The 15,531-nt window shown below is 74.2% G+C and carries 12 protein-coding genes; 9 read left to right on the top strand and 3 right to left on the bottom strand.

Features of this window, described 5'->3' with window-relative positions; genetic code table 11:
• Positions 1–204 precede the first annotated feature (204 nt).
• Complete coding sequence (locus tag IE170_RS06505; RefSeq protein WP_189808324.1) at positions 205–1,347, top strand: serine hydrolase domain-containing protein; 1,143 nt, start codon at positions 205–207, stop codon at positions 1,345–1,347.
• Here the strand turns inward: IE170_RS06505 and IE170_RS06510 are convergent.
• A complete protein-coding gene (locus IE170_RS06510; RefSeq protein WP_223856869.1) occupies positions 1,337–2,875 on the bottom strand; it encodes a PucR family transcriptional regulator in 1,539 nt (512 codons plus the stop codon). The genes IE170_RS06505 and IE170_RS06510 overlap by 11 nt on opposite strands.
• A gap of 113 nt (positions 2,876–2,988) precedes the next feature.
• Here IE170_RS06510 and speB point away from each other — a divergent pair, with 113 nt between their 5' ends.
• The 5 genes from speB to IE170_RS06535 all read left to right on the top strand — a co-directional run bounded on the left by speB (position 2,989) and on the right by IE170_RS06535 (position 9,021).
• A complete protein-coding gene (gene speB / locus IE170_RS06515; protein ID WP_189808326.1) occupies positions 2,989–3,957 on the top strand; it encodes an agmatinase in 969 nt (322 codons plus the stop codon).
• Between the two features lie 49 nt (positions 3,958–4,006).
• Positions 4,007–5,692 carry a thiamine pyrophosphate-binding protein gene (locus tag IE170_RS06520; RefSeq protein WP_189808327.1) on the top strand — a complete coding sequence of 562 codons (1,686 nt, stop codon included), beginning with the start codon at positions 4,007–4,009 and terminating at the stop codon, positions 5,690–5,692.
• Between the two features lie 125 nt (positions 5,693–5,817).
• Positions 5,818–6,192, top strand: a complete 375-nt coding sequence (locus IE170_RS06525; protein WP_189808328.1) for a hypothetical protein — start codon at positions 5,818–5,820, stop codon at positions 6,190–6,192.
• Positions 6,193–6,206: 14 nt separating this feature from the next.
• Complete coding sequence (locus IE170_RS06530; RefSeq protein WP_189808329.1) at positions 6,207–8,360, top strand: DUF6571 family protein; 2,154 nt, start codon at positions 6,207–6,209, stop codon at positions 8,358–8,360.
• Position 8,361: 1 nt separating this feature from the next.
• Positions 8,362–9,021, top strand: coding sequence for a hypothetical protein (locus tag IE170_RS06535; protein WP_189808330.1), 660 nt, complete (start codon positions 8,362–8,364; stop codon positions 9,019–9,021).
• Here IE170_RS06535 and IE170_RS06540 read toward each other — a convergent pair.
• Complete coding sequence (locus IE170_RS06540) at positions 9,011–9,421, bottom strand: ATP-binding protein (RefSeq protein ID WP_229884616.1); 411 nt, start codon at positions 9,419–9,421, stop codon at positions 9,011–9,013. The genes IE170_RS06535 and IE170_RS06540 overlap by 11 nt on opposite strands.
• A 167-nt stretch (positions 9,422–9,588) precedes the next feature.
• Between IE170_RS06540 and IE170_RS06545 the strand changes: the two genes are divergently transcribed.
• A complete protein-coding gene (locus tag IE170_RS06545; protein ID WP_189808331.1) occupies positions 9,589–10,353 on the top strand; it encodes a GntR family transcriptional regulator in 765 nt (254 codons plus the stop codon).
• Between the two features lie 24 nt (positions 10,354–10,377).
• On the opposite strand, the gene IE170_RS06550 is transcribed toward IE170_RS06545, so the two are convergent.
• Entirely contained in the window at positions 10,378–10,842 is a 465-nt protein-coding gene (locus IE170_RS06550) for a hypothetical protein (protein ID WP_189808332.1), read from the bottom strand.
• A 337-nt stretch (positions 10,843–11,179) separates the two neighbouring features.
• On the opposite strand from IE170_RS06550, the gene IE170_RS06555 reads away from it, so the two are divergent.
• Together IE170_RS06555 and IE170_RS06560 are read left to right on the top strand one after the other, a co-directional pair.
• Positions 11,180–14,941, top strand: coding sequence for an ABC transporter ATP-binding protein (locus IE170_RS06555; RefSeq protein WP_229884617.1), 3,762 nt, complete (start codon positions 11,180–11,182; stop codon positions 14,939–14,941).
• Between the two features lie 150 nt (positions 14,942–15,091).
• Positions 15,092–15,496, top strand: a complete 405-nt coding sequence (locus tag IE170_RS06560) for a hypothetical protein (protein ID WP_223856868.1) — start codon at positions 15,092–15,094, stop codon at positions 15,494–15,496.
• The last annotated feature ends 35 nt before the right edge of the window (positions 15,497–15,531 follow it).

Here is a 15,531-nt window from a genome sequence, read left to right on the forward strand (position 1 = left end):
CTCTGCAGACGGTATGACAAGCGCCACCCCCGCTGGTGGCGGCGCCGTCGACGGCCTCGGGGACAACCCTGCCGACTCCCCTGACGACCCCGGGCGTTACCCGCAGGGGGCGGCTCCTGCCCGCGCAGGATCCGGCGGGCGGCCGGTGATCACCAGGATGGGAGCCGTCCCGCACCGCCCCGAGCCGACCGACCGGGAGTCCGAATGAACCGCCGTACCCGCACCGCCCTCGCCGCCGCCCTCCTCCTCGGCCTCACCGCCGGACCCCTCGCCACCGCCGCCCACGCCGCACCCGCCCCGGCCGTCGCGAGCGCCCGGGACGCCGCGGACGGCCCCGACACCGCGGCGCTGCGCGCGGCCCTCGCCGGGCTGCCGGACAGGGACGCGACGGCCGCCCTCATCCGCGTCGGCGGGAACGGCCGCTGGACGGGCGCGGCCGGCGTCCGCGACCTGCGCACCGGCGCCCCGGCCCTGGAGAACGCCCGCTTCCGGGCCGGCTCCACCACGAAGATCGTCACCGCGGCGCTCGTCCTCCAGCTCGCCGCCGAGGGCCGGATCGACCTGGACGCCTCCGTCCAGCAGCTGATGCCGGGGCTGCTGCCCGCGACGTTCGCCAAGCCCGTCACCGTCCGCCACCTGCTCAACTTCACCAGCGGCATCCAGGGCGGCGACGGCTTCGGCAACACCGTCGCCGAGGAGTACCCGCACCGCTTCGAGACGATCACCCCGCAGCAGTCCGTGGCCTCCGGCACCGCCAAGGGCCCGGCCTTCGACCCGGGCACGCAGCAGCACTACAACAACATCAACTACACGATCCTCGGCATGCTGGTGGAGAAGGCCACCGGCGACTCCTACGCCCACCAGGCCGAGGTCCGGATCTTCCGCCCCCTCGGCATGACCGGCACGTCCTTCCCGCGCGGCACCGACCCCCGCATCCACGGCCCGCACCACCGCGGCTACCAGCTGATCGACGGCGAGCCGGTCGACGTCACCGAGTGGAACATGTCCGACCGCTTCGCCGCGGGCGACATGATCTCCACCACGCGCGACCTGGAGCGCTTCCTCACCGCCCTCTTCCGGGGCCGCGTCGTCCCCGCGCCGCAGCTGGAGGAGATGTTCACCGTCCCGGACGTCCCCGGCGCCACGCGCAGCGCGGGCCTCCAGCGGTTCACCGTGAACGGCAAGGAGGTGTGGGGCAAGACCGGCGCCCGGCCCGGCTACCACACGGTGATCGCCGCCACCCGCGACCTGTCCCGCACCCTCGTCTACTCCGTGAACAGCACCGATGCCAAGGGCGACGGGCTGGCCATCTTCCAGCGGTTCGGGCTGGCGGCCTTCAACCGCTGACCGGGGGGCCTTCCGCTGCCGCATCCTGCTCCGGGGCCTGCGACGCCGCCGTGCGCAGGGCGAACCACAGCTCCATGCGGACGTCCGCGTCGTCCAGGTCCCGGTCCAGCAGGGCCGCGGCGCGGGCGATGCGCTGGCGGACGGTGTTGCGGTGCACCCCCAGGTCGGCGGCCGTGCGGTCCCAGCTGCCGTGCCGGGCCAGCCAGGTGCGCAGCGTCCCCCGCAGCACCGGCGGGAGCGGCCCGAGCAGGGCCTCGGCGTGGGCGCGGGCCTCGGCCTCGCCGACCAGGCCCGCGAGGCCCGGCTCGGTGTGCCGGGCGAGGGCCGTACGGGCCGCCTCGGCGCGGGCCAGGGCGCGGTGGGCCTGCGCGTCGGCCACGGCCAGGGCGTCCGGCGCGGCCGGAGCGCTGACGCCCAGCCGCCACCCGGGCTGCGGGCCCGGATCCCGGTCCGTGAGGAGCCGTACGGCCGGCCCGCCCGGATCGGCCAGTACGGTGCCCAGCGCGGCCGCGAGGCCCCGCGGATCGGGGCCGCCGCGGGCGTGGACGGCGTACCAGGGGCCCGGACCGCCCAGCGCCGCGGCGGGGGAGCCGCCCAGCAGCAGCCGGGTCAGCGCCGCGGCCTGCTCCCCGGCCGGCCGCTCGGCGGTGAGCAGCGTCAGGAGCACGGCCGCGACCGAGGCGATCGTGTGGTCCCCGGGGGTGCGGACCGGCGCGGCCGTACCCAGGGCGGCCTGCCGGTCCGCGGGCCGGCCCAGGGCGTGCGCCGCCAGGTGCCAGCCGCCCGCCTGGTCCGTGGCGGTGGCCGGGCCGCCGCGCCGCCCCACCCGATCCAGCAGCGCGTCCAGTGCCCCCCGGGCCCCCGCCGCGGCCGGCGGCGGGCCGCCCGCGGCGCGGCCGTCCGGCCACAGCACGACGTACCCGCCGAGGCCGGCCGCGAGCCGCGACAGCACCGCCGGGACCGGATCGGGGCGGGCCGCCGCCGCGGCGAGGGCCTGCTGGGCCTCGGTCACCCGGCGCAGCTCCCGCGTCCGTGCCTCGGCCATCAGCCGCCACACCGCGCGGGCGACCGCGGTGAACGGGGTCCGCGGCGGCACCTCCACCAGCGGCAGCCCGTGCCGCGCGCACGCCTCGGCCAGCGCGGGCGGGACCTCCGCGTGCAGCGGCGCCACGCCGAAGCCCAGCGCGGCGGCGCCCGCCGCGACGAGCCGGGCCGCGTACCGGTCGTACCCGCCGGCCGCGGCGAGGCCCTCGGCGGGCCCGGTCCCGGCGCCCGCGGCGGCCTCGAAGCCCGCCCCCGCCGCGTCCGCCGCCCCCGCCGTCAGCAGCAGCTCCCCGCCGAGCAGGTACGGCGCCGGGTCGGCCATCTCCGAGGCGTGCACCCCGTGCACCGCCGCCTCCGCGGGCCCCGCCAGGTGCCGCAGCCCGAGCTCCCGGTCGGCGAGCAGTGCCCTCAGCGGCACGGGCGGCACCGGCGAGGCAGGACCCCCGCCGGGGCCCGAAACATCCTGTGTGCGGGATTCGTCCATGGATACTCCGGACATGTCAGCGGGGCCGTATGGAGGAAACGTACACTTCGCGCCCTCCCTGCCGCGCCGTACGCTCGAAGGACCGCACCGTAGGACCTCACGAAGGGCATCCCATGAGCACCGAGCAGACGCCGCGCGGACCGGTCGACTCCTCCCGCATCCCGCGCTACGCGGGCCCCGCGACGTTCGCGCGACTGCCCCGCCTGGACGAGGTCGGCTCCGCCGACGTCGCCGTCGTCGGCGTGCCCTTCGACTCCGGTGTCTCCTACCGCCCCGGCGCCCGCTTCGGCGGCAACGCCATCCGCGAGGCCTCCCGCCTGCTGCGCCCGTACAACCCCGCGCAGGACGCCTCCCCGTTCGCGCTCGCGCAGGTCGCCGACGCCGGCGACATCGCCGTGAACCCCTTCAACATCAACGAGGCCGTCGAGACGGTCGAGGCCGCGGCCGACGAGCTGCTGGGCGCCGGCTCCCGCCTGATGACCCTCGGCGGCGACCACACCATCGCCCTGCCGCTGCTGCGCTCGGTCGCGAAGAAGCACGGCCCGGTCGCCCTGCTGCACTTCGACGCCCACCTGGACACCTGGGACACCTACTTCGGCGCCGAGTACACCCACGGCACCCCGTTCCGCCGCGCCGTCGAGGAGGGCATCCTCGACACCGAGGCGCTCTCCCACGTCGGCACCCGCGGCCCGCTGTACGGCAAGCAGGACCTCGACGACGACGCCAAGATGGGCTTCGGCATCGTCACCTCCGCCGACGTCTACCGCCGCGGCGCCGACGAGGTCGCCGACCAGCTGCGCCAGCGCATCGGCGACCGCCCGCTGTACATCTCCATCGACATCGACGTCCTCGACCCGGCCCACGCCCCCGGCACCGGCACCCCCGAGGCGGGCGGCATGACCTCCCGCGAGCTGCTGGAGATCATCCGCGGCCTGTCGTCCTGCAACCTGGTCTCCGCGGACGTCGTCGAGGTCGCCCCGGCGTACGATCACGCCGAGATCACCTCGGTCGCGGCCTCGCACACCGCGTACGAGCTGACCACCATCATGAGCCGCCAGATCGCGGCCGCGAAGGGCAAGTAGCCGCCACGGCCACGCCCTTCGGCACGTCGGCACGGAAGGCCCGCACAGCGTGACGCACGACCACGACCTGGTACTCCGCCCCACCGACGCCCAGCGGGCGGCGGCACTCGCCGCGCCGCCGGGCCGCACGGGCGGGGACCTGGTCGTGGAGACGCTGCGCGGGCTCGGCGCGACGACCGTGTTCGGGCTGCCGGGGCAGCACGCCCTCGGCCTGTTCGACGCGGTCGGCCGCTCCGACCTGCGGCTCGTCACGCTGCGGGTGGAGAACAACGCCGGCTTCGCGGCCGACGCGTACGGCCGGCTGACCGGCGAGGCCGTGCCGCTGCTGCTGTCGACGGGCCCGGGCGCGCTCACCGCGCTGCCCGCCCTCGCGGAGGCGGCCGCCGCCTCCTCGCCGGTCCTCGCCATCTCCTCCCAGGTGCCGGCCGCGGGCCTCGGCGGCGGGCGCCGCGGCCACCTGCACGAACTGCGCGACCAGGCCGCCTCCTTCCGGGACGTCGTCAAGTCCGTCCACACCGCCCGCACCCCCTCGCAGATCCCCTCCGCCGTCGCCGCGGCGTGGGAGTCGGCGCTGACGGCGCCGCACGGGCCCGTCTGGGTGGAGATCCCCGAGGACGTCCTCCGGGCGGAAACGTTCATCCCGCAGGTCACGGGCATGGACGCCACCCCGCACGAGCTCGCCCCGCGCCCCGAGCTGACCGCGCTCGCCGCGCACTGGCTGGAGCACGCCGAACGCCCGGCGATCCTCGCGGGCGGCGGCGTCATCCGCTCGGACGCGGCCGGAAAGCTGAAACAGCTCGCGGAACGCCTCGACGCGCCCGTCGCCACCACCTTCGGCGGCAAGGGGGCCTTCCCCTGGAAGCACCCCCTGTCCCTCCAGTCCTGGCTGGAGGACCGCCACACGACCGACTTCCTCGAAGACGCGGACGTCCTGCTGGTGGTCGGCTCCGGGCTCGGCGAGCTGTCGTCGAACTACCACACGTTCCGCCCCCGCGGCCGCGTCGTCCAGATCGAGGCCGACCCCGGCAAGCTGGAGTCCAACCACACCGCGCTCGGCATCCACGCCGACGCCCGCCTCGCCCTCCAGGCCCTCCTGGAGACCGTCGCCGAACGCCGCGACCCGGCCGCCGCCGGGCGCGCCCGCACCGTCCTCTCGGCCGTCAGGGCCCGCCTCGCCGGCCAGGGCCTCGACCTGGAGCAGGGCCTCCTCGCCTCGATCCGCTCGGCCCTCCCCGCCCGCTCCCCGTCGTTCTGGGACATGACGATCCTGGCGTACTGGGCCTGGTCCGCCTTCGACCCGCGGCACCCCAACACCATGCACTCGGCGCAGGGCGCGGGCGGCCTCGGCTACGCCTTCCCCGCCGCCCTCGGTGCCTGCCTGGCCGAGCCGGGCACCCCCGTCCTCGCCGTCTCCGGCGACGGCGGCGCCATGTACTCCCTCGCCGAACTGGCCACGGCCCGCCAGCACGACCTGGACGTCACCTGGCTGATCGTCGACGACGGCGGCTACGGCATCCTCCGCGAGTACATGGCGGACGCCTTCGACGGCCGCACCACCGGCACCGAGCTGACCCGCCCGGACTTCGCGGCCCTGGCCGAATCCTTCGGCGTCCCCGCCGTCACCACCACCCCGGACGCCCTCCGCGCGGACCTGGAGAAGGCCCTGGCCACATCCGGCCCGTCGGTGGTGGTCCTTCCGGCCAAACTCCGCATGTTCGCCCCGACCCACGTGTAATGCCGTTCCGCGCTCGCTAGGTTGGCCGCGATCACGAGCACGGAGCGCAAGGGGGAGCGGTGTCCTTCGAGGGTGACCCAAGCCGGTCCGGGCAGTCCGCGGCGCCCGGGGGTCCGCCGCCGCAGATGCGGCTGAACCAGCTCGCCGCCGACCCGGGCGGCGGCGCGGCGCCCGGCGGGCCCGGCGTGCTGGCCACGGCGCCTCCCGAGAAGAAGAAGGCCGCCAACACCATCGAGAACGTCCTCCAGCCCGGCACGACGAAGGCGGCGGACGCGGCCGACGAGCCGACCAGGACCGCGGTCAAGGCCTTCACCGGCTGGGACACCGCGGCCGGCCTGGCCAAGGCGCACACCCACTGGGACGACCAGGTCAAACGCCTGATGTCCCGGCTCGCCTCCGAGAAATCCGCCCTGCGCGGCGCCTCCCGCCTCTTCACCGGGAACGACCAGCTGACGGGCCGGAGCTTCCAGCCGGTGCAGTCCAAGGTCACGGGACTGTAGGGGGCGGGCCCGACATGCCGAGTTACGCCGAGATCATGCAGACGGACCTGTCCGCGCTCACCACCGCCGCCGAAGGCTGGAAGGCCATGGCGGCGCAGTTCAAGACCCTGGAGGACGTCTACAAGGACGAGGTCCAGAAGGTGTCCGCCGGCAACGGCTGGCTGGGCTCCGCCGCCACCACCGCCGCCGCCAACTCCGCCGCCACCCGCCAGGAGTACGCGTCGGCGCAGAAGGAGGCGCTGGCCATGGAATCACTGCTGCGGGACGCGCACGCCCGGTTCACCGACCTCAAGGGCCGGCTCACCTCGGCCGTCGCGGACGCGCAGGCCGCCGGCATGAAGGTCTCCGAGGCGGGCGTCGCGAGCTACGACTACTCCAAGGCCGACGCCGCCACGGCGAACGCCGTCCGGCACGACCCCGACCTCCCGGAGACCGAGCGCGCCTGGACCCGCCGGATCGCCGACACCGTCAAGGCCGTCACCGAGTTCGACGCGGACGTCAAGACCGCCCTGCTGAACGCGTCCGGCGCGGACGGCACCGCGATGTTCGGCTTCAACGCCAAGCCCGTCAACGACGTCGAGGCAGTGGAGGCGCTCGCCCTCACCCACAAGATCCGCCAGGGCAAGGCATCCCCGGAGGAGTTGCGGCACTTCGACGAGGTCCTGAAGCAGAACTCCGGGGACAAGCACTTCGCCGAGGCGTACCTGCACGCGATGGGCGCGAAGGACACCCTCCTGCTCGCCGACCAGATGCACCTCGCGTCGAACGAGCGCGGCGCGTCGGCCGCCGAGCGCAAGCTCCACGAGTCGATCAACGCGGGCCTCGCCGGGACGATCGCCTCCGGCACCAAGGACCCGGACGGGTACGCGTACAAGCCGTTCGTGAACGGGCTCAAGGAGCAGGGCCCGGAACTCGTCGCGAAGGGCCTGCGGCCCACGTACGGCTACCAGGCGCTGGTCACCCTCATGGCGAACGGCGACGGCTACGGCTACGGCAGGCAGTTCCTGAACGACGTCGGCCACGGCATGATCGAGGCCGAGAAGTCGAAGCCGCACATGTACGACCACGCCTACGACCCCCAGCGCCCCGACCTGATCGGGGACCCGCTGGACGGCCTGCTCGGCATCATGGGCAAGAACCCGGACGCGGCGACGTACTTCCTCGACCCCGAGGCACCCGGCAACAAGAACGAGCACCTGAAGTACCTGCTCACCGAGCGCGACCTGCCCGACCCCTACATCTCCACCGGCTACGGCCCGCCGATGGCAGTGCACGGCGACAAGACGGCCGGCCTCGGAGCGGCCCTCCAGGCGGCGGCGACCGGCCACACCGACGGCGAGAAACTCGGCCCCGCCGGCCCGCACACGGAAGGCCAGGCCCGGGTCATGCACCACGCCGTGCGCCTCCTCGACCGGGAGATGGACGGCGACGAGTTCCCGAAGGACCTGGAGGGCCTGCGCCGGCCGATGGCGAAGGCACTGGTCGACTACGTCGGGGACACGCACGACATCCTCGGCGGCAAGGAGACCCGACTGGGCGGCATCTCCGGCAGCGACGCGATCGACGGCTCCGGCGACCAGGCCCGCATCGCTGTCGGCCAGGCCAGCCTGATCCGCGTCATGCGAGGCGTGGCCGACGACGGCCCGGCATTCGCCCTGCTGGTCGAGGCGGAACGGATGTACTCGGCGGAACAGCTCACCGCCGCCGCCCCCTACAAGGGCGACCTCCACGGTGTGAGCGCGGACTGGGACAACAGGGCCCACGACATCGGCATGGCGGCCGGCGCCCTCAACGGCATCGGAGCCGACGTCTACAAGGACAAGGAAGACGACCGGGTCAAGTGGGCGGAGGGCACGGCCGAACACTCGGCCGCCTTCGCGAACTCACTCATCGGCGAGATCCCGATCGCGGGCACGGTCGGGGGCTCGCTGCTCGACTCGCTCAAGTACGAGTGGGTCGCGGGCGTCAAGGACGAAGCCGAGAACCAGGGGAAGAAGGACTCCAGCACCAACTTCGGCAAGGGGACGGACGCAATCAATCACATGTTCAATGAGTGGGGGAACGATCGTGGGGCCCGCCAGGACCCCGCGTTCGACCATGCGCGCAACGAGTTGAGCCAGGCATACGCCACCGGTCGGGAAGCCGCCCGTGCGCACCTCAGATCGTGACATGCGCAAGAAGCTGAGCCGTTTGACGGCTGCGGTCGTGTGCACGGTGCTTCTGGCCGCTTGCGGCTCGGGTGGCGCCGACGAGAAGGCGGCGCGCGTCTGCGAGGCGGCCTCCACGTCGGAGGAAGCGCTTCTCCTGCGGGAAATCCTGCAGACCGAGGCGGTTGTGGCGGACCCGCCCAGGACAATGGACGAGCTGGTACGGAAGTTGAAGCGCGATCTGCGCTCCCTGCCGCCCCACACTGACACGGCCCGCTATATCGGATGCACGTTTGAAACCAACAGCGACGTGCGTCATGCCCGGGTGAACTTCTCGTTCTCATGGATGCCGCGTGCCGCTCCGCTGAACCTCCTGATCGGGGGCGGTGTGGAGTACGACGTGAACGGTGTGCGCGTCGCAGCCGATTCAGTCCACGCGAGAATGTATGTTCCGTGCGCCATGCCCGCTGACCTCGCGGACCATTCGCAGAAGGCGGACTTGCACGTGGTCGTGTCCTCCAACTTCATGGACTTCGCGCCGGACAGGAGCCAGGCCGGCAGAGAGAAGACGGCGGCCCTGACCTACCTCGTGACCCGCAATGTCACCGACGCGCTCGGCTGCGAGAACAAGCCCCTTGAGCAGCCCCCGACCGTGAAGCCGCTCCCCGACCCTACCCCCTGACGGGGAACTCGGCCCACACTGTCTTGCCGATGCCGTGCGGGCGGGGGCCGTGGCCCCAGCGGTCCGCCACGGCCGCCACCACCGCCAGGCCGCGGCCGCCTTCGTCGTCCGGCCTGTGCGGGGCCGGTGCGAGGTCGGCGCAGTCGCCGGCGTCCGCTACCTCGATGCGCAGGCACACCCCGTCCCACACCGCCCGTACGCCGATCTGCCGGCCCCTGGGCGCCCGTGCGTGCCGTACGGCGTTGGTGACGAGTTCCGACAGCGCCAGCTCCGCCGCCTCCGCGGTCGCTCCGGCGACACCCCACGCGCGCGCCTGTGCGCGGAAGAACGCCCGGGCCCAGCCGGGGGTGCGGGGGCTGCGGGGGAGCAGCCACGATGCGTCAGAAGGGGCAACGTCCACGTTCCTCACCTACCTATCTAGATAGGTGTTCAGTGAAGCGCCATTCGGAGGCTGTGGCGTGTGGGTGTCTAGATATGTTCGCGACTGTGTGATCAGGTATGCGGAAGCAGCCAATCGTGCCCTCTGCCGCCCCCTAGGCTGTCCGGAGATGATCGGGGAGGGATGGCATGCCTCGTGGCGCTCAGAAGCGGCAGCCCAAGTACCGGCGCATCGCCGCCGACTTGAAGGACGGCATTGCGTCCGGCCGGTACGGGCCCGGCGACCGGCTGCCCGGTGAGAGCGACCTGATGGCCACCTACGGCGTGGCCCGGATGACCGCCCGCCAGGCGTTCGCGGCGCTCCAGGCCGAGGGGCTGGTCGAGCCCCGCAAGGGTGCGGGGGTCTTCGTCCGGGAGTTCAAGGTCGGCATCCGGCGCCGCGGGATCCAGCGACTCGCCGTCGAGGTGTGGGGCGCGGGCGGTTCCATCTGGGCCGCCGACGCCACCGGGCACGATGTCACCGTGCATCCGCTCGGCGTCGCCGAGGAGCCCGCCCCGGGCGCCTTGGCCGCGGTCCTCGCGGTTCCGGTCGGGGCGGCCGTCCTCGTCCGCCGCAGGAAGTTCCTCCTCGACGGCAGGCCGGTCATGCTGGCCACCTCCTACCTGGACGCCGCCCTCGCCGCCGGCACCCGCATCGCCGAGCCGGACACCGGGCCCGGCGGGGTCTACGCCCGGCTCGCCGAGCTCGGGCGGGGGCCCGTCCGGTTCCGGGAGGAGGTCCGGTCGCGGATGCCCGCGCCGGAGGAGGCCAAGGCGCTCGCCCTCGGGCCCGGGACACCCGTCGTGCTGGTGTGCCGGACCGCGTTCGACGCCGACCGGCGGGTGGTCGAGGTCAACGAGATGGCGCTGGACTCCGCCGCGTACGTCCTGGAGTACGAGTTCGACGCCGTCTGACGCCCTTCGGGTGATCACGCTGTGTCACCGCGGCGATCCCGGTGCGGTCGGCACCGGCCGTGGGAGCGTACCCGTGAGCCGATCCCCGTCGATCCGGGAGCGGAGGCGCAGACCCCGCCAGGACCAGCAGCATGCCGACGGCCGGCAGCGACAGCACCACCCTGCGGCGCACCGCCTCGCGGCCCGGCACCGCCAGGACCCGGCCCAAGCGCCCAGCACCAGCAGCACGACCAGCCCGCAGACCAGCAGCATCCAGAACGGGAAGGAGACGGCGGTCGGGCTCCTGGCGACGTAGGCCTGGAGGGAGAGCTGGAGGTCGTTCGCCGGGATCTCGAAGTAGGCGTAGTACGCGTCGGTGTACGTCCGGCCGAAGTAGTAGAGGAGGCCGAGGACGACGGTTGCCGGAGCCGTGACGTACGCCACCTTCTCCAGGGCCGACCCCCGGTCGCGGCCCCCGTCCGGCGGCGGCTGCTCCTGCGGCTCGGGCATGCGCCCAGCATGGGCGCGCCCGCCGGGGGCCGCACGCGGGGCGGCGCCGGACGGCTGAGCCGGCCGCCCCGGCGCCGCGGGCGCGCTCACGCGGACGGACGCGCCCCGCGTGCGCCCGACGTGACACATCCGCACCGTCGAGATGTTGCGGCGGGATGAAATCCGCCGGTCGGCGCGTTGGGGGAGGCGGCAGCGACGGACGACGGGGAGGCAGAACGTGGCGGCGGCGCAGACAGAACGGACAGCCGGGAAGAGGCCGCAGGACGACGGGCCGCAGGAGAAGGGCCCGGGCTGGGCCAGGCGGCTCACGGCGTACACGTGGCGGTACAAAGCGAACGTGCTCCTCGCGCTCGGCTCCTCGCTCGCCGGCATGGCCGTCACGGCCCTCGTCCCGCTCGTCACCAAGGTCATCATCGACGACGTCATCGGCGACCAGAGCAAGCCCATGGCGCCCTGGGCGGGCCTGCTCGTCGGCGCGGCGCTGCTCGTCTACGCGTTCACCTACATACGCCGCTACTACGGCGGGCGCCTCGCCCTCGACGTGCAGCACGACCTGCGCACCGACATGTACGCGACCATCGCCCGGCTCGACGGCCGCCGCCAGGACGAGCTGTCCACCGGCCAGGTCGTCGGCCGCGCCACGAGCGACCTCCAGCTCATCCAGGGCCTGCTCTTCATGCTGCCGATGACCGTCGGCAACTTCCTCCTCTTCGGCATATCCCTCGGCGTCATGCTGTGGCTGTCGCCGCTGCTGACCCTGGTCGCGCTGCTGATGGCGCCCGCCCTGTGGTTCATCGCCGAGCGCAGCCGCAAGCGGCTCTTCCCCGCCACCTGGTGGGCGCAGGGCCAGGCCGCCGCCGTCGCGTCCGTCGTCGACGGCGCCGTGACCGGCGTCCGCGTCGTCAAGGGCTTCGGCCAGGAGGAGCAGGAGACCGCCAAGCTGCGCGACGCCGGCCGCCGGCTCTTCGCCGGCCGGCTGCGGACCATACGCCTGAACTCCCGCTACACCCCCGCCCTCCAGGCCGTCCCCGCCCTCGCCCAGGTCGCCATGCTGGCCCTCGGCGGCTGGATGGCCACCCGCGGGCAGGTCAGCCTCGGCACGTTCGTCGCCTTCTCCACCTACCTCGCCCAGCTCGTCGGCCCCGTCCGCATGCTGGCCATGGTGCTCACCGTCGGCCAGCAGGCCCGCGCCGGCGCCGAGCGCGTGTTCGAGCTCGTCGACACCGAGCCCTCCATCCGGGAGGGCGCGCACGAGCTCCCCGCCGACGCCCCCGCCACCGTCGAGTTCGACGGGGTCGTCTTCGGCTACGACCCCGAGCGGCCCGTCCTCGACGGGTTCTCCCTCACCGTCCGCGCCGGCGAGACCGTCGCCGTCGTCGGATCCTCCGGCTCCGGCAAGTCGACGCTCTCCCTCCTCCTGCCCCGCTTCTACGACGCCGACGGCGGCGCCGTCCGCGTCGGCGGGCACGACGTGCGGGACCTCACCTACGACTCGCTGCGCGCCGCCATCGGCCTCGTCCCCGAGGACTCCTTCCTCTTCTCCGACACCATCCGCGCGAACATCGCCTTCGGCCGGCCCGACGCCACCGACGAGGAGATCCGGGCCGCAGCCCGGGCCGCGCAGGCGGAGGGCTTCGTCGAAGCCCTGCCCGCCGGGTACGAGACCAAGGTCGGCGAGCAGGGCCTGACCCTCTCCGGCGGCCAGCGCCAGCGCATCGCCCTGGCCCGCGCCATCCTCACCGACCCGCGGCTGCTGCTCCTCGACGACGCCACCTCCGCCGTCGACGCCCGAGTCGAGCACGAGATCCACGAGGCGCTGCGCGCCGTCATGGCGGGCCGCACCACCCTGCTGATCGCGCACCGCCGCTCCACGCTCGCGCTCGCCGACCGGATCGCCGTCCTCGACCGGGGGCGCCTCGCCGACATCGGCACCCACGAGGAGCTGGAGCACCGCTCCGCGCTGTACCGGCGGCTGCTGACCGACCCGGACGCCCTCGCCGCCGGCTCGCCCCGCACCGCCGACGCCCCGGGGGCGTCGGCCGGCTACGAGCGGGACTTCGAGAGGGACATCGAGCTCGAAGCCGAGATCGACGCCGAGCCGGTCAACGCCAAGCGGCGCGTCGCCGGCGGGATCACCCCCGAGCTGTGGCGCCGGCAGGATGACGGCTCGCAGAAGGCCGGCGCGCCCACCGCCGCGGCCGCGGCCGGCGGGCCGGGGGCGGTGTTCACCATGGCGGGCGCCGTCGGCGGGATGCCGGCCACGCCCGAGCTGCTCGCGAAGGTGGCCGCCCTGCCGCCCGCCGACGACGAGCCGGACGTCGACGAGTCCCGCGCCGCGGGTGCCGAGTCCAGCTACAACCTGCGGCGCCTGCTGCACGGCTTCTGGGCGCCGCTCGCCCTCAGCCTCGGGCTCGTCGCCGCGGACGCGGCCGCCGGGCTGCTGCTGCCCGTCCTGATCCGGCACGGCATCGACCAGGGCGTCGAGCAGGCCGCGATCGGCGCCGTCTGGGCGGCCTCGCTGCTGGCGCTGGCCGTCGTCGTCGGCCAGTGGGCGGCCCAGTTCGCGGAGACGCGGATGACGGGCCGGACCGGCGAGCGGGTGCTGTACGCCCTGCGCGTGAAGATCTTCGCGCAGCTCCAGCGGCTCGGCCTGGACTACTACGAGCGCGAGCTCACCGGCAAGATCATGACGCGGATGACCACGGACGTGGACGCGCTGTCGACGTTCCTGCAGACCGGGCTGGTCACCGCCGTCGTCTCCGTCTTCACCTTCCTCGGGATCCTCGTCGCCCTCGTCGTCATCGACGCCGGCCTCGCCCTGATCGTCTTCGCGACCCTGCCGGTCCTCGTCGTCGGCACCGTCTTCTTCCGCCGCAAGTCGGTCGTCGCGTACGAGCTGGCCCGCGACCGGGTCAGCCTCGTCAACGCCGACCTCCAGGAGTCCGTCTCCGGGCTGCGGATCGTGCAGGCCTTCCGCCGGCAGGGCGCCGGGGCGGTCCGCTTCGCGGAGCGCAGCGACGCCTACCGGCAGGCGCGGGTGCGCGGCCAGTGGCTCATTTCGGTCTACTTCCCGTTCGTGCAGCTGCTGTCCTCGGGGGCGGCCGCGGCCGTCCTGATCGCCGGTGCGGGCCGGGTCGAGGCCGGCACGCTGACGCTGGGCGCGCTGGTGGCGTACCTGCTGTACATCGACCTGTTCTTCGCGCCCGTCCAGCAGCTGTCCCAGGTCTTCGACGGATACCAGCAGGCCACGGTGTCCCTCGGCCGGATCCAGGAGCTGCTGCGCGAGCCGACCGCGACCCCGGCGCCCGCCGACCCGCGCGAGGTGCGGGAGCTGCGCGGCGAGATCGCCTTCGAGGACGTCCGCTTCGCGTACGGCACCGCGCAGGAGCGCGGCGAGAAGACCGACGCGCTGGCCGGAATCAGCCTGCGGATACCCGCCGGGCAGACCGTCGCCTTCGTCGGCGAGACCGGCGCCGGCAAGTCGACGCTGGTCAAGCTGGTGGCCCGGTTCTACGACCCGACGGGCGGCCGGGTCACCGCCGACGGCGCCGACCTGCGGGAGCTGGACCTGACGGCGTACCGGCGCCGCCTCGGCGTGGTCCCGCAGGAGCCGTACCTCTTCCCCGGCACGGTCCGCGACGCGATCGCCTACGGGCGGCCGGACGCGAGCGACGCCGAAGTCGAGGCGGCGGCCCGCGCGGTCGGCGCGCACGACATGATCGCCACCCTGGACGGCGGCTACCTGCACACCGTCGCGGACCGCGGCCGCAACCTGTCGGCCGGGCAGCGCCAGCTGATCGCGCTGGCCCGCGCCGAGCTGGTCGACCCGGACGTGCTGCTGCTCGACGAGGCCACCGCCGCGCTCGACCTGGCCACCGAGGCGCAGGTCAACCGGGCCACGGACCGGCTCGCGGGCAAGCGCACCACGCTCGTCGTGGCGCACCGGCTGACCACGGCCGCCCGCGCCGACCGGGTCGTCGTCATGGACCGCGGCCGCGTCGCGGAGGACGGCACGCACGACGAACTCCTCGCCCGCGGCGGCCGGTACGCCGAGCTGTGGCGCACCTTCGTCGGGGAGGACGAGCCCGCCGCCGCCTGAGCCGCCCCGTCCTCGGCGCCGAGCCCGCCCGCGCCCCCCGGAACTTGCGCCGAGCAACCTTCCGGGGGGCTCGTGCGTCGTACGTCTGTGCGCGTCGCGTACGGGGGTACGGGTGGGGCGCGCCTGCGTTCCGGGGATCGGGGGACTGTCATGGCACGGGAGCGCGAGGGGCGGGGCCTGGGGGCCCTCAGGGCGGGGGCGGCGCCCGCGGTGCTGCTGCTGTGTGCGGCGGGTCTGCTGGCCGCCCCGCCCGCGTCGGCGGCGGCGACCGGCGGCTGTGCGGGCAAGCTGGTGAAGTCCCTGCCGTTCGCCGGCGGCGAGGTGCGCGTCTACAAGAGCCGTACGCAGGCCTGCGCGGCCGCCGTGGCCGCGGCGCCGGGCACGCGCCGCCCGATGGCGGTGTCCGTCCAGCCGCGCGGCGGCGTCCCCCTCCGCGATACGGGGCAATTCACCCGCTATGCCGGACCTGTCACGGTCGGGGCGATCAACCGCTGTGTGTATGTAAAGGGGAGCATCGGGGCCGGATCGGCCGAGTCCGGCTGGATCCTCTGCTGAGGCTGCGTCCCAACTGGGTCTGGTCAGCAGCGCGT

The sequence above is a fragment of the Streptomyces toxytricini genome, assembly GCF_014649915.1.
In the GTDB taxonomy this organism is placed as follows: domain Bacteria; phylum Actinomycetota; class Actinomycetes; order Streptomycetales; family Streptomycetaceae; genus Streptomyces; species Streptomyces toxytricini.